The organism is Bacillus sp. AFS017336 (assembly GCF_002555445.1).
Classification (GTDB): domain Bacteria; phylum Bacillota; class Bacilli; order Bacillales; family Bacillaceae_G; genus Gottfriedia.
The window spans coordinates 1-13,855 of record NZ_NUCO01000024.1; the positions used below are offsets into that span (position 1 = coordinate 1).

Annotated in this window: 15 protein-coding genes; 11 read left to right on the top strand and 4 right to left on the bottom strand. The window is 32.9% G+C overall.

What is annotated here, in order from left to right; genetic code table 11:
- Positions 1-458 precede the first annotated feature (458 nt).
- Complete coding sequence (locus tag CN601_RS14330) at positions 459-1,502, bottom strand: LacI family DNA-binding transcriptional regulator (protein ID WP_098171406.1); 1,044 nt, start codon at positions 1,500-1,502, stop codon at positions 459-461.
- A 200-nt stretch (positions 1,503-1,702) separates the two neighbouring features.
- The gene (locus CN601_RS14335) at positions 1,703-3,196 is read right to left on the bottom strand and encodes an alpha-amylase family glycosyl hydrolase (RefSeq protein WP_098171407.1); all 1,494 of its coding nucleotides are present in this window, start codon (positions 3,194-3,196) and stop codon (positions 1,703-1,705) included.
- A gap of 214 nt (positions 3,197-3,410) precedes the next feature.
- Here CN601_RS14335 and CN601_RS14340 point away from each other — a divergent pair, with 214 nt between their 5' ends.
- The 3 genes from CN601_RS14340 (at position 3,411) to CN601_RS14350 (ending at position 7,014) form a co-directional block, all read left to right on the top strand.
- Positions 3,411-5,180 (top strand): alpha-glycosidase, encoded by a 1,770-nt coding sequence (locus tag CN601_RS14340; RefSeq protein WP_098171408.1) that lies wholly within the window; start codon positions 3,411-3,413, stop codon positions 5,178-5,180.
- Positions 5,181-5,412: 232 nt separating this feature from the next.
- Positions 5,413-6,639 carry an ammonium transporter gene (locus tag CN601_RS14345; protein WP_098171580.1) on the top strand — a complete coding sequence of 409 codons (1,227 nt, stop codon included), beginning with the start codon at positions 5,413-5,415 and terminating at the stop codon, positions 6,637-6,639.
- Between the two features lie 12 nt (positions 6,640-6,651).
- Positions 6,652-7,014 (top strand): P-II family nitrogen regulator, encoded by a 363-nt coding sequence (locus tag CN601_RS14350; protein WP_069032963.1) that lies wholly within the window; start codon positions 6,652-6,654, stop codon positions 7,012-7,014.
- 543 nt (positions 7,015-7,557) lie between these two features.
- Here the strand turns inward: CN601_RS14350 and asnB are convergent.
- A complete protein-coding gene (gene asnB / locus CN601_RS14355) occupies positions 7,558-9,405 on the bottom strand; it encodes an asparagine synthase (glutamine-hydrolyzing) (protein ID WP_098171409.1) in 1,848 nt (615 codons plus the stop codon).
- Between the two features lie 439 nt (positions 9,406-9,844).
- Here asnB and CN601_RS14360 point away from each other — a divergent pair, with 439 nt between their 5' ends.
- Positions 9,845-10,408 (top strand): DUF2777 family protein, encoded by a 564-nt coding sequence (locus CN601_RS14360; RefSeq protein ID WP_179865556.1) that lies wholly within the window; start codon positions 9,845-9,847, stop codon positions 10,406-10,408.
- Positions 10,409-10,451: 43 nt separating this feature from the next.
- Here the strand turns inward: CN601_RS14360 and CN601_RS14365 are convergent, their stop codons facing one another.
- Positions 10,452-10,826, bottom strand: coding sequence for a DUF1516 family protein (locus tag CN601_RS14365; protein ID WP_098117211.1), 375 nt, complete (start codon positions 10,824-10,826; stop codon positions 10,452-10,454).
- Between the two features lie 464 nt (positions 10,827-11,290).
- On the opposite strand from CN601_RS14365, the gene CN601_RS14370 reads away from it, so the two are divergent.
- The 7 genes from CN601_RS14370 (at position 11,291) to CN601_RS14400 (ending at position 13,784) form a co-directional block, all read left to right on the top strand.
- Positions 11,291-11,446 (top strand): aspartyl-phosphate phosphatase Spo0E family protein, encoded by a 156-nt coding sequence (locus tag CN601_RS14370; protein ID WP_098171410.1) that lies wholly within the window; start codon positions 11,291-11,293, stop codon positions 11,444-11,446.
- Positions 11,447-11,644: 198 nt separating this feature from the next.
- Entirely contained in the window at positions 11,645-11,866 is a 222-nt protein-coding gene (locus CN601_RS14375) for a spore germination protein (RefSeq protein WP_098117209.1), read from the top strand.
- 13 nt (positions 11,867-11,879) lie between these two features.
- Positions 11,880-12,077, top strand: a complete 198-nt coding sequence (locus CN601_RS14380; RefSeq protein WP_098117208.1) for a spore germination protein GerPB — start codon at positions 11,880-11,882, stop codon at positions 12,075-12,077.
- A 37-nt stretch (positions 12,078-12,114) separates the two neighbouring features.
- Positions 12,115-12,726, top strand: a complete 612-nt coding sequence (gene gerPC / locus CN601_RS14385; RefSeq protein ID WP_098171411.1) for a spore germination protein GerPC — start codon at positions 12,115-12,117, stop codon at positions 12,724-12,726.
- Complete coding sequence (locus CN601_RS14390) at positions 12,723-12,899, top strand: spore gernimation protein GerPD (RefSeq protein WP_098117206.1); 177 nt, start codon at positions 12,723-12,725, stop codon at positions 12,897-12,899. Before gerPC ends, CN601_RS14390 begins: the two co-directional genes overlap by 4 nt.
- Positions 12,899-13,552: a spore germination protein GerPE gene (locus CN601_RS14395; RefSeq protein ID WP_098171412.1), complete on the top strand. Its 654-nt coding sequence runs from the start codon at positions 12,899-12,901 to the stop codon at positions 13,550-13,552. The genes CN601_RS14390 and CN601_RS14395 overlap by 1 nt, the downstream gene beginning before the upstream one ends.
- Positions 13,553-13,568: 16 nt before the next feature.
- Positions 13,569-13,784 (top strand): spore germination protein, encoded by a 216-nt coding sequence (locus CN601_RS14400; RefSeq protein ID WP_098117204.1) that lies wholly within the window; start codon positions 13,569-13,571, stop codon positions 13,782-13,784.
- Positions 13,785-13,855: the final 71 nt, after the last annotated feature.

The window sequence follows — 13,855 nt, forward strand, 5'->3', positions numbered from 1 at the left end:
AGCCTCCTCGGCTTTGCCTGTGGGGTCTCAGCCTTCCCGCTTTTCCCATAGGAGTCGAGAATCCTTCCGTTCCAATCAACTTTTTCAAAATAAAAAAACATGCAATAAATAACCTCTTAATCCCCTTTACTTAGAGAAAAATAGAAATTAAATACTCGATTATTTTTCTAATATCGGTAAATCGTCTTCTTATAAACTAATAATTGAATTTCTTCTTCAAACAATTAACACCACAATATTTTATATTCTGAAAAAGGTCTATTACTAAAGTTTGCTGATAATTCAAAAACAAATTATCTATTAAATCAAATAAATAACCTCATAAAAGAAACTCACACTTAAATAAGTCGCTTAGCAACATTTTAACTATCGACTATTCTATATTTCAACAATCTAAAAAGAGGATGAAAATGAATTCATCCTCTTTTTCATGCGAGTTAAAATTTCTTCTTTTCCCCTTAACTACTCACCAATGTTAATCGTTCATTCTTTGCACAAGTATCTCGGATGATTAGTTTATAAGGAACGATAATACTTTTTTCAGTACCGTCTGGTTCTTCAATCTTTGAGATTACATTTTTGGCCGCTTCGTTACCTAGTTGATAAATGTTAATATCAACAGATGTTAAAGGTGGATTTGCTAATTCTGCAAAGATGGCATTATTAAAACTAATCATTGAAATATTGTTCGGAACTGAAATATTATATTCATTTAATACACTTATAATCCCTAATGCTAATACATCGTCTGTGACTACTATTGCAGTAGGAAGTTCTTGGAGGTCTAGTAATTGATTTACTGCTTTTCTTCCACCATCTCTTGTAAATGAAGTAAAGATTATTGCTTCATCATTTACTGGTAGCCCATTTAATTTCATTGAATCTTGGAAGCCACGTAAACGATTTTGGGTTACTAGTAGGCTACTTTCTCCTCCAATAAAAGCAATTTGTCGATGTCCAAGATCAATTAAGTAATTGGTGACATCTCTAGCAGCTGAGTAGTTATCATTATCAATATACGTAATATCATCCATTGAATGATCTGGCTTACCAACTAGTACGAAAGGAAAGTTATTTTCGTTTAAATAATCAATGATTTTATCATTTTCCTTAGAATACAGCAGAATAATTGCATCAACTCTTCTACCCCTAATCGTTCTTATCACAGATTGTTCGACTTCATCATCATTATTTCCTGTAATAAAGTAAAGAGAATATTCTTTTTGGTTTGAGTAAGCAGTCACACCTCTAATTACTTCTGCAAAAAATGGATTATGAAATGATGTATCAAGTGCAGGTGGTAAAACTAAACCGATTGATTTCGTAGATCGATTAGCCAATGACCTAGCGTTTAAATTCGGATGATAATTTAGCTCGTCCATCACTTTTCTAACTTTTCTTTTTGTCTTTTCACTAATTCTTGGGCTGTTTGAGATAACTCGAGACACCGTTGAAGGTGCTACATTCGCTTTCTTCGCAACATCCTTAATTGTTATAGTCATTTTAATTCCCCTTATTCACGAATGAATGTAAACGTTATCATTTTTTTCTTTAGATGCTATTTAATAAAATCCACGTCTTGCCAACTAAACCTCGATGCCTCGTTCATATCCAGGTGATGGATTATCAAAATTGTTAGATGATTAGAATACTTCACATAACCGTTTCAAGTATTCTAATCACATCAAACTATTTTCTATGCTTATTGTTTATTACGTCTTCTTGCAAACCACAAAAAGATGATAAATGCTACAAAAATCGATGGAATTGCTATGATTACACCCATGTTTAAGCCCGTTTTTGGTGCAACTGCGTAAACATTTGATGATTCCCTTTTCAGAACAATATCAAACCCTTTTTTATTCGGGCGAACTAAATCATCAGCTAAAAGACCTCGTAATTCATCTGATTTCTTAACAACGTCAAAATCCAAATGAACCTTTTGATCAAGTGAAGTATTATTAATAGCAATGATAGTCGTTTCATCTTTATCATGTCGCTTAAATAAAGTCATACCTTTCGAATCATAAAGAACTTCAAAATTCCCATTAGTAAGTGAAGGTAAAGTTCTTCTTAATTCAGTCAGTTTTTTTATATAATCCGAAAAATCTTGATCCGTACGGAAGTCCATTCCTTTTCGGTTATCCGGTATATTTCCACCATTTAATGCAATTTCAGTACCATAATAAGTTAATGGGATACCTGGTGATGTAAATAAATAAGTAAGTGCTAACTTTAATCTTGACGGTGGGTACTGATTCTTTGATAGTGCAATTGAAACAAAACGCTTAGTCATTTCATCATCTACATAGTTAATCATTAAAGTAGATCCAAGCTGTTTAGTTAAATCTTTTTGCTGCTTCATTACTTCTGTTAATGATTGATTTTGTGAAGAAAAAGTATTAGCTAAATCGCCTACTAAATCAACGTTATAAATTCCATTAAAGTCTAAATTCTCGTATTTACTATAATTCATTTCACTTGATTCATTTAAATCAGCAAGTAAAATAAAATTGGGATTTTTCTTTTTTAATTCTTGATTAAATGTTTTCCAAAAAGAAACAGGTACATTATTTACTTCCTGTAAATTATAACCATCAAAGCTAGCCTGATCCATCCAGTACTTACCAGCATCAATTAAGTAATTCGCTACTTCAGCATTTTCTTGATTGAAGTCAGGAAGTCCGTTTATCCATTTCTTTTCTGAACTTGTACTGTTTTCTGGATTGAACCAATTCGCATTTTTAGCTAATTCACTATTAGGTGAAACATTATTTGCAACAAAATCAATAAAAACTTTAATTTTACGTTTATGCGCTTCTTTTACTAACTTTTTTAAGTCTTCGATTGTTCCAAACCTTGGGTCCATTTTTTTAAAATCTACTACTGAATTTCCATCGTATGAATTTTCATCGCTTTTAAAAATAGGTGATATTGAAATAGCTGTATAGCCAAAATCCTTTAGATAATCTAATTTTTGTGTAATTCCTTCTAAATCACCACCCTGAGATTTTGTTAAATCTTTCGGGTCAGTATTTTTATTATTTCTAGGATTCCCATCAAAAAAACGATCAATTAAAATACGGTAAATCATTTCTTTTTTTAGATCTGTAGTATTTTTCTCTGCAAAACTAATACTTGGTAATGTACTTAAAAATAATACAGACACAAGTATTATAAAACCAAATCGCCTCATTTTTTCTCCCCCTGCAAGTCAATCGCATGTACAAAATTCACTCTCTAACTATAGTGCAAAATATTACAATGAAATTCAAATATTATATTGATTTCATAAAACGGAAGCGATTGCACACACTATTTAATTATACTGTTAGCAAATTAGATAGCAAGTTAATCCTTTCATTAATTCCTTTTAGTTAAACCATAAATAAAATTTAAAGGGGAGAATCATGAAAATTGAATCAATCTATCATCAACCGTATGATCAATATGCTTTTTCAATTGATGATAAAACCTATCGTATAAGAATTCGAACAAAAAAAGGAGATTGCAAAGAAGTTAGTTTCTATTACGGAGATCCTTTCAAATTTAATGATTCGGGCTGGCAAATAGAATCGGTTCTCTCGATGTATCTTGCTTTTTCTACTGAATTTTTTGATTACTGGGAAATAAACGTTATGCCTCCAAATAAAAGAATGAAATATATTTTTCACTTAAGAGACGACCAAAACTCTATTTATTATGGTGAAAGTGGATTTTCTAATCAATTTAATCAAAATGATCAATCGAATTGTTTTACTTTAGCATTTCTACATAAAAATTATTTAATTTCTCCCCCAAAATGGGTAAATAAAACAATTTGGTATCAGATTTTCCCTGATCGATTCGCTAGTGGTAATAATAAGAATAATCCAATCGATTCAATTCCATGGGGCTCTACTTTACCGACAAGTTCAAGTTATTTTGGAGGGGACCTGGAAGGTATAATCCAAAAAATCGATTATCTTAAAAATTTAGGTATAACAGGCATTTATTTAACACCTATCTTTGAGGCAAATTCAAATCATAAATATAATACGATTAATTACTTTCGAGTGGACCCTACATTCGGAGATGAAAAAATCTTAAAATTATTAATTAAAAAATGCCATGAAAATAATATAAGAGTTATGCTTGATGCAGTTTTTAATCATACAAGCGCATCATTCCCCCCTTTTCAAGATGCATTACAAAACGGAAAAAACTCTGCATTTTATGATTGGTTTCACTTCTATTCCGAAAACAATCAACTCACTTATGAAACCTTTTCTTTTGTTAAGGAAATGCCAAAGCTAAATACAGAAAATAAAGAAGTTCAAAATTTCTTAATCGAAATCGGTTCTTATTGGATTAAGGAATTTAATATAGACGGCTGGCGTTTAGATGTAGCTAATGAGATTGATCATTATTTTTGGAAGCATTTTAACAAAAAAATGAAAGAAATAAAAAATGATTTGTTTATAGTAGGAGAAATTTGGCACCATGCTATGCCATGGCTAAGGGGTGATGAGTTCGATTCTGTTATGAATTACCCACTAATGAAATCATTACTTGCTTATTTTGGATACCAAACAATCTCAACCACTAATTATCAAAATTCAATCAATGATTTAATTGCCACATATCCATTAACTGTTATCAAAACTTTATTCAATGTAATAGGTTCGCACGATACACCAAGAATACTGACACAATGTAATCAAAACGAAAAAAGGGTTATTTTATTATATGTTTTTTTGTTTACATTCTTTGGAACGCCATGTATATATTATGGTGATGAAATTGGCCTACAAGGTGGCAATGACCCAGAATGTAGAAGTTGTATGCTTTGGGACCAATCACAATACAATTTAACAATATTTGATTCATTAAAAAAATTAATTGCCTTACGAAATAAGTTCTCAGTATTAGCAAACGATGGGGAATTTAATTGGGTACAAACTGATCATAACAATATTCTTATGTATGAGCGGAAAAATGATCGATTTCATTTTTTAATCATAGCTAATAACTCGCTTGAAAAACAGTCAGTTTCATTACCAATAAATTTGAAGGGGAAAAGAATAACAAATTTATGGAATGGTCAACAATTTGCTACTGATTCTGATTCAATTGCGATCGACATTGCTGAAACTGATTTTTTAATTTTGCAATTTGAAGAAATAGGCTCATTCATTTAATTAACACAGACTCATTCACTTGGGTCTGTATTTTTATTCATCATTTTACTAAATGTTAGATTTTCTTACATTTCTTATATATGTTAGCGTTTTCATTATTTTTCAGATTATTTTTTTGTTATTTTTATGAAATTATTATTGAATTTTGCATATATTCTGAATATGATATCTTATATAACACTTAATGTTATAAAATCTAACATTACAGAAATGGGGAATGAAAATGAACAGTATTCAAGCTGCAGATAGTGTATTTCTTTTTATTTCAACTGTTTTAGTAATGATCATGACGCCTGGTCTAGCACTCTTTTATGGCGGAATGGTCAAAAGCAAAAATGTTTTAAGTACGACAATGCATAGCTATGCTGCTATGGCAATCGTATCAATCCAATGGGTAATAATAGGCTATTCTTTAGCATTCGGCCCAGATGTAAATCACTTTATCGGTAACTTTTCATGGGCAGCCTTAAAGGATGTTGGTTTTACTCCAAATGATAATTACAGCGCAACAGTCCCTCATAATCTTTTCATGATGTTCCAACTAATGTTTGCAATTTTAACTCCCGCTCTAATATCAGGCGCATTTGCTGAGCGAATGAAATTTTCAGCATTTCTATTATTTACCCTTTTATGGACAACATTCGTATATGACCCATTAGCTCACTGGGTTTGGGGTGTAGATGGTTGGCTTCGTAATTTAGGTGCTTTAGACTTCGCTGGTGGTACAGTTGTCCATATTTCCTCCGGTGTTTCAGGCTTAGTCCTAGCGCTCCTTCTAGGTAAACGAAAAGATTTCGGTTCAACTTCTCCTCATCACTTACCATTAACTGTGTTAGGCGCAGGTCTCTTATGGTTTGGTTGGTTTGGATTTAACGTAGGCAGCGCTCTAACTTTAAACGATGTCGCATTAACAGCATTTATTAATACAAATACTGCAGCAGCTGCCGCATCAGTCGCTTGGGTGCTCGTTGAATGGTATGTAAATAAAAAACCTACAATGTTAGGCGGAGTCAGCGGGGCTGTAGCTGGTCTTGTCGCAATTACTCCAGCTTGTGGCTTTGTTACTCCCCTCTCATCGATCGTGATTGGCTTTTTAAGTGGAGTCATATGCTTTTTAGCAGTAACATACTTAAAATACAAATTCGGATACGACGATGCGTTAGACGCATTCGGCTGCCACGGAATCGGTGGAACATGGGGCGCAATCGCCACAGGATTATTTGCTACAAAATCTGTAAATAGCGCAGGAGCAAACGGAGTCTTTTACGGTGATTTATCATTACTTTGGAAACAACTACTCGCAATCGGAGCAACTTATCTATTTGCAGGAGTGATGACCTTTATCATCGTAAAAGTAATAAGCAAATTCATTCGTATTCGGGTCGACCAGGAAGAAGAAAACCTCGGTCTAGACTTATCTATACATGGCGAAAAAGCATATCATGACGCAAGCTTATAAGGAGGTATTAAAGTGACAGCTAAACTAACAAAAATCGAAATCATTACTCGACCAGATAAATTTGATGTTTTAAAAGATGCCCTCTCAAAAGTAGGGATTACAGGAATGACCGTTACAAACGTATTAGGATGTGGAATGCAATCAGGCTACACAGAAGTATATCGAGGCAAAAAACGAACAATAAATTTACATGAAAAAATTAAAGTCGAAATTGTTGTATGTGACGTACCCGTTCAAGCTGTAATCGATGAGGCAAAAAGAGTGTTAAAAACGGGAAAACCTGGTGATGGAAAAATATTTGTATATCCCATTGAAAATGCGATTAAAATTCGCACGGGGGAAGAAGGTAGAGACGCTTTACAGAATGATTATTAATTTTAAAACCTAGCCGTTTTGAATGGCTAGGTTTTTTATTGGCTTTTTTACATATGAGGGATCAGGTAGCTGCTACATACGTTCATCTTCAGACGTTTTAGTGCCCCAACCGGCTTAGTTTTTGATGAAAATTAGCGATTATCCTAAGAAGAGTACCTGTTTTATATAGATACGCTTTATTTCGGTTGATTTTTTTATAGAAATTCATCACATTTCGGATGAATTAGGATTTTGTTTGCGATTCTAGAAATTTATTTGCGATTTTCAATTTTTACTTGCGATTCCCCATTTTTATTTGCGATTCTGAAATTTTATTTGCGATTCCGCATTTTTAATTGCGATCCCTCGTTTTTATTTGCGATTCCGCATTTTTAATTGCGATTCTCCTTTTTTTAAATGTGCTCCCACTTTTTAATTACGATCCCACTTTTTCAATTACGTTTTCCCATCTTTACTTACAATCCTACGATCTAATTTGCGATTCCACTTCTCCTCTAATTAAGTCCTTCCACAACTAAAAAAAAGAGGTGAAAATCACCTCTTTTACGCCTTTACATTAATATTGAATTTTTTAAACCAAACATGAATTTGATACAAATGAGCTAATAACTGCGGTCCAGACATTAATTGCCCATACCACGGAACTTGGAATGCTCTTCCTTCACTTTGAACTAGGCTATTTAATTGCTCTTTATCTAGAAATTCATAAAGAGCTGAGCTTTTGTCTTTTAATGCTTCTTTTAATTTTTGAACAACTAATTTTGTATAGACTGGATTGTGCGTTTTTGGATATGGACTTTTTTTACGGTATAAAATTTCATCTGGTAACAGACCTTCAAGCGACTTTCTTAAGATGCCTTTTTCACGATTGCCATACATCTTAAGCTCCCAAGGGATGTTCCAAACATATTCAACAAGTCGATGGTCAGCAAATGGAACACGTACTTCAAGGCTTGCTCCCATACTCATTCGATCTTTGCGATCTAAAAGTTGAGCCATAAACCATTGGCGATTTAAATAAAATAATTGTCTTCTTTTAGCTTCTAAAGGACTCTCTCCTTCAAGGATTGGCGTTTCTCTTACAGTTTCATTGTAGCGATTTTGAACGTAGTTGGCTAAATTCAGTTTCTTACTCCATTCGTCTTTTAATAGATTTTGACGAAGCTCTGTAGATCTCATCCACGGAAACGCTGGTCTATTTAAATCATCTTCTCGATGAAACCAAGGATAACCACCAAATATTTCGTCAGCACATTCTCCTGATAAACCTACTACAAAATTGTTTTTAATTTTTTGGCAAAACCATAGTAATGAAGAGTCGACATCTGCCATTCCCGGAAGATCACGACATTCTGTAGCTTCTTCTAAATATTGCACTAGTTCTTCGTTTGAAATGACGCATCTTTGATGATTTGTATTAAATGTTGAAGACATTAACTCAATCCATGGTGCATCTGAATTCGGTTGGAATACACTTGATGTAAAGTATTTGTCATTTTCTTCGTAATCAATTGAATAGGTCGTTAATTGGCCTTTTCCTTCTTTAGCATAATGATTCGCAGCAATTGCTGTAATTGCACTTGAATCTACTCCACCTGAGAGAAAAGTGCATAACGGTACATCAGAAACTAGTTGTCTTACGATTGCATCTTCTACGTAAAAACGCACTTTCTCAATCGTTTCATCAACAGAATCTGTATGAATATCACTTTTAACATCCCAATATTTCCATACTTTAAGTCCATTTCTAGAGAACGTCATTGCATGGCCACCACGAAGCTCTTTTATGCCATCAAAAACGCCATTTCCAGGGGTACGGGATGGTCCAAGACCAAAAACCTCTGAAAGCCCTTCTTCAGTTAATTCCGCTTTTACTTCTGGATTTGCTAATATTGCCTTTACTTCTGAAGCAAATAATAATCTTTTGTAATCTTCTTTATAAAATAGCGGTTTTACGCCTAAACGGTCTCTTGCTATGAATAAACTTTCTTTTTCTTCGTCCCAGATTGCAAATGCAAATATTCCATTAAATTTGTCTACACAAGCTTCCTTCCACTCTATATAACTAGTAAGAAGGACTTCAGTATCTGAATGACCTTGAAATGTATGACCCCTCTTTAAGAGTTCCTTTCTTAGATCCTCAGTGTTATATAGCTCACCATTGTAGCAAAGTGTATACGTAACATTTCCTCTTGCTTTACGCATCGGTTGTTTCCCACCAACCGGATCAACTACTACTAATCTTTTATGGCCAAAGCTACAATGATTTGTGGACCAAATATTCGTATCATCTGGACCTCGTTTCGATAATGTTTCAGCCATCTTTTTTGTAGTATTGGTTACCTTTGATAAATCTTTTTGAAAATCTGCCCACCCAGTTATACCGCACATGCTTTTTTCTCCTTTCTGGGCTATTTCCCTATAAAACTAAAGTTAATTCTATATCGTATTAATGCTTTTAAAAATAGGTGCGTCAATCTATAAAAAAAGTTGATAACTTATCAATATTTGTCCATACGTTTTTTCAATTTTTGCATAGTTATAAAATAGTTAAGTTATGTCAATAAATGAAAAAAGTAGCAGCTTTATTAAAATTGAAATAAACGCAGCTATTATTGTTAATAAATCCCAATATCGGTCGGAAAATAGAGTTAACTTTTATCCATTTAAAACAATATTCGAGATTTTAAAAAAGGTTCGAATGAAAAAAAGGATCCAATTATTAATACTTTATTTTATGTATCAATAAAATGTCCGAATCACTACTTCTCATCGAACTTATGTAAATTAATAAATGAACAGCAGAACGCTTGTAACTGGAGGTTACTTAATGCAATTTAAGCAACGATCTCAATTATTTCAAAAGCAACCTCGCGCTTTCACTATTGGAGCAATTGAAGAAATAAATGATGAATGGGTCTTTTTCGATGATGAAACTGATGAGGCGTTTTTACTTGAGGATCTCATCGATGAAGAGTTCGAAGTTTCTATAAATGAAGAATGGATTCCTGCTTCTTTAAGGAACGGAAATTTTCTAATTCAATATCCCAAAAAGAAAAAATTACAAAATGGTGATATCCTACGTATTCAACGAAAACTTTTATATAGCTTCGATACACTATTAAAAAATTTGAGTGATGAATCGTTTTATACTTTAGCTTACTTGCTAAATACTCATCATTTTTCTTTATACGATTGTCTATACTGTCATAATTTCCTTTCATTCCAACCAGAAAATTCCCCTTCTGATGGAGTAAATTTCATTGTGTTTGATAATGGAGAATTAGTTTGTTCAGTATATCACCAATTCAGGATATCATCTGAAGAACAAAACCATAGATTTGAATTGACTAAAGCAACAGGAAACCGTTATCTCTTAACACAGCTTTCTTAAAAAATAAAAAAACTGCCACAATTAATATTGTGACAGTTTTTTATTATGCAAAGAAGTGAAAACCTTGAGGTAATCTAAATCCTAAATATAATAAAGCTAAAATAATTACTGTAAAAATAGTTGCAGGAACAACCATTTTACGATGTTTCTTAGAAGACACAGTGAAGTATTCAAATACTCCTAACATAATAATGCCAAGTGTCATTTTGATGTTGTAAAGCATCATCATATCTGACGGCATATTTCCTTTATTAGGAATATGAATAAATAAATACAGTCCAGTTCCTAAAATAACGAAATATAAAAGACGTAAAATCATGTGAGCAACTTTAACATTCCAACCATTTTTGTAACCGTGCCCAACAATTAAAGCTAAAATAATAGCGACTACCCACGATGTAATATGTAAGTGAATCATTTCATTTCCTCCCAAATATATATTCTAAATAATCATAACATAAGACTATAAATAAGGAAAAATTAAGATGAATCGGAAAGTGAAAAGATTTAAAAAAATTCACAAATTGTTCAAAATATATGGTGTGATTTTCTACCCATCAACCGTTAAAACTCACAGGACAAAATACTCATTTTTAAAATTTATAAATTATATTAATCTAGGATTGTAATCTACTGTCGAAAATAAATTCAATATTTTCTATAGGACCTTATGTTTCGACAGTCCGTATAGTTTATCCTACAAAAACCTTTTAATTTCCACTATCCATTGATTGAATGCAGATGAATATTGTTGTATTTTGTAAGTTTTACACTTCTTTTAGCGAATGCCTTCTCATATGGAAATGATTTTGTATAATAGCATTACATACATCGTGAGACCTAGACATAATTCCCTATTCTTGAACAAAGTTGGTGACTAAATTGCTGCTTCATGTTATAGAGAAAAAACGGGCCCGAATGGTATATTATGCGGGACGATATGGCTTTACGAACAAGAAAACAGTTTTATGTAGCCAAGAGTTGGACAGGCTCATGAATATGATATCGACCTTTTCCTCTTTAAAAAAGAGAGCTTAATAACTAGTTGCGATTAGTTCATTCTAATTGCGACTAGTATTTTTTTTATCACCATTCAATAAGATCTTTCTATTTCACTATTCTTCACTTTCCTTCATTTAAAATTAATACTTCTTAACAATAAGTAGTCTACAATCACGTTTTAGGTTAAATGGCCATATAATACATAATCATAAAAAGAACAAAGGGTGTACAGTCATGCCTGCTTATGTTGGAGTAATAAATATTGTCAGTATCGGTAGTAGTGGCGTAGTTAACATAGGTGACGCGTATAATATAACACCTAAAAGTAATGCACAAACATATGCCGGTGCTGGTTCGTTTAATACGGGTGATAATGTAACAGTTTATAATAATAGAAGCATTTCGAACGTATATGATCAAGATCAAGTGGATCAGCCAATGGTTGGCAACATGTAAAGGAGGATGTCGTTTGAATATATATATACATCAAACAATTATTATTAATCAACTAAAAACCGGTGGGATTGTAAACTCATCTGTTTTTCAAATTGGTACAACAGGAAATATAAATGCAAAAACAATAACGAATAATACTGGAGATTATTTAGAACCAGCACCACCAATTACTGAACCAGGTCAAATCGTTCAAACTTCGCAAGAGACATAATTTTATTCCTGCAGCAAATTGAAAGCGAGGGAATTCTATGAATCAACTAGAATTAAGGCAGACTCAGATTGAGCAACTACTATATGAACAGTCTCAAATGATTGAACAATTAAAAAGTAGAATTGCTCAACTTGAAGCCACTGTTGTTGAACTTTCTCAAAGACCTGAGACAAAAATTGATAAAATTGAATATAAATTCGACCAGTTAAAAGTAGAGAATTTAAATGGTACATTAACAATTGGACTGAATCCACTTCAAGCTCCAACATTCGATGATTTAACAGTGGAGAACCAACAAATAGATATTAAACCAGACAACAATATAAAAGCTTTGAAATCATATATTGCAGACCGAATTCATTTCCATTTGAAAGAAGAAGCTTTAGAAACAATTCTTCAATTAGAAACCGAACTAAGAGTTGCAGTAGATGATTATTATCGTCAAATGATGATCGATGATATTCGAAATCAAATGGATATTCGAATTCCTTATTATATCGACTTATATAAAAATAAACCTGATTTCAATGATAATCCGCTTCGTTATTCCGAAGAGGTCGTATTACACATGTTAAGAGATATCCGAACAGCATACAGTGCTTTTCTTCAAAACTTACCACATAATATTGGAAAGGAGAATAAAGGATGATTTTAAATGTAACAAATTGCAATTTACAAGTAGAAGATATTAAGTTTACAGCCATATCTTCATCTTCATTATTTTTGATTGGAGATGCTCATAATATTTCACTATCTTCTATATTTGACACGCCACCAGAATCGTTAATTGTAGGGCCATTTGTACCTTTATCTGTAAGCTAATGTTTAATATTGATCCAAGATTTCGTCTAGCCGCTGTAGAAACGTATGATGTAAATACAGTTCTATTTTCAAGTGTTTTACAGTTTGGGGATGTATTTTCTATAAACGCAGAGTCAAATGCTCTCGCACTACAAGAAGAGGGAAACATATTAGCTGATCCAAACAAAGATATTTTTGAAATTTACCCTATTTTTAAAGTAATTCCAAAACATCTTCCATATGTTCCTAATGTAAAATTAAATCGAGTAAATCTTAACCCTACTATACAGGTTGGTTCAATTAATTATAATGGTATAAGTTCCTCCAGCGCTTCCGTTGTTGGTTCAGTTCATAACGCTACAATGTTAGCCCGTGTTCATCAAATACGGCATTTTACATCGGCACCTACTATACATTATCAAACTCCTGGCCAATATCATGCTCAACCTACATTTTCTCAACTTTTCCAGCCACTAATGACACAACAAATGCAACCATTTCAATCAGATGTTCTTGTTCAACCAACAACACCAGTTTCACCAGTAGTAACAGCACACGCTGTAATACCTGTAGCACCTGTAGTTCCGGTACACGTAGCAGTACCAACCGTACCTGCAGTTCCTGCAGTAGCAGGACGATCAACTGATCCAACAGATTCAACACTAACAGATTAAGAAAGGAGAATACTTTATGCCAACATTTCTTGGTGCAATTGTTATAAATAGCAATGAAGGGAATATAAATACGGGAGATCTTAATAATATCTCACCAAAAACACAAACAAAATCATATTTCGGCTCGGGTTCAGGTAATACTGGATTTATACCAGCAACAATTAGCGGTGCAAGTGCTACTAATACTTTAGATGCTGATTTAGTCGATCAAAATGAAGTAGCAACTTTATAATGTCTTCTTCGATAAAAGGCGATGCGAATTAGCATCGCTTTTTCATTGTGTTGAAATGACTCCTTATGAGT

Bases quoted from the DNA above. Each gene is read 5' to 3' on its own strand.
- CN601_RS14330 (WP_098171406.1), bottom strand. From the start codon at position 1,502: ATGACTATAACAATTAAGGATGTTGCGAAGAAAGCGAATGTAGCACCT.
- CN601_RS14335 (WP_098171407.1), bottom strand. From the start codon at position 3,196: ATGAGGCGATTTGGTTTTATAATACTTGTGTCTGTATTATTTTTAAGT.
- CN601_RS14340 (WP_098171408.1), top strand. From the start codon at position 3,411: ATGAAAATTGAATCAATCTATCATCAACCGTATGATCAATATGCTTTT.
- asnB (WP_098171409.1), bottom strand. From the start codon at position 9,405: ATGTGCGGTATAACTGGGTGGGCAGATTTTCAAAAAGATTTATCAAAG.
- CN601_RS14360 (WP_179865556.1), top strand. From the start codon at position 9,845: ATGCAATTTAAGCAACGATCTCAATTATTTCAAAAGCAACCTCGCGCT.
- CN601_RS14365 (WP_098117211.1), bottom strand. From the start codon at position 10,826: ATGATTCACTTACATATTACATCGTGGGTAGTCGCTATTATTTTAGCT.
- CN601_RS14375 (WP_098117209.1), top strand. From the start codon at position 11,645: ATGCCTGCTTATGTTGGAGTAATAAATATTGTCAGTATCGGTAGTAGT.
- gerPC (WP_098171411.1), top strand. From the start codon at position 12,115: ATGAATCAACTAGAATTAAGGCAGACTCAGATTGAGCAACTACTATAT.
- CN601_RS14390 (WP_098117206.1), top strand. From the start codon at position 12,723: ATGATTTTAAATGTAACAAATTGCAATTTACAAGTAGAAGATATTAAG.
- CN601_RS14395 (WP_098171412.1), top strand. From the start codon at position 12,899: ATGTTTAATATTGATCCAAGATTTCGTCTAGCCGCTGTAGAAACGTAT.
- CN601_RS14400 (WP_098117204.1), top strand. From the start codon at position 13,569: ATGCCAACATTTCTTGGTGCAATTGTTATAAATAGCAATGAAGGGAAT.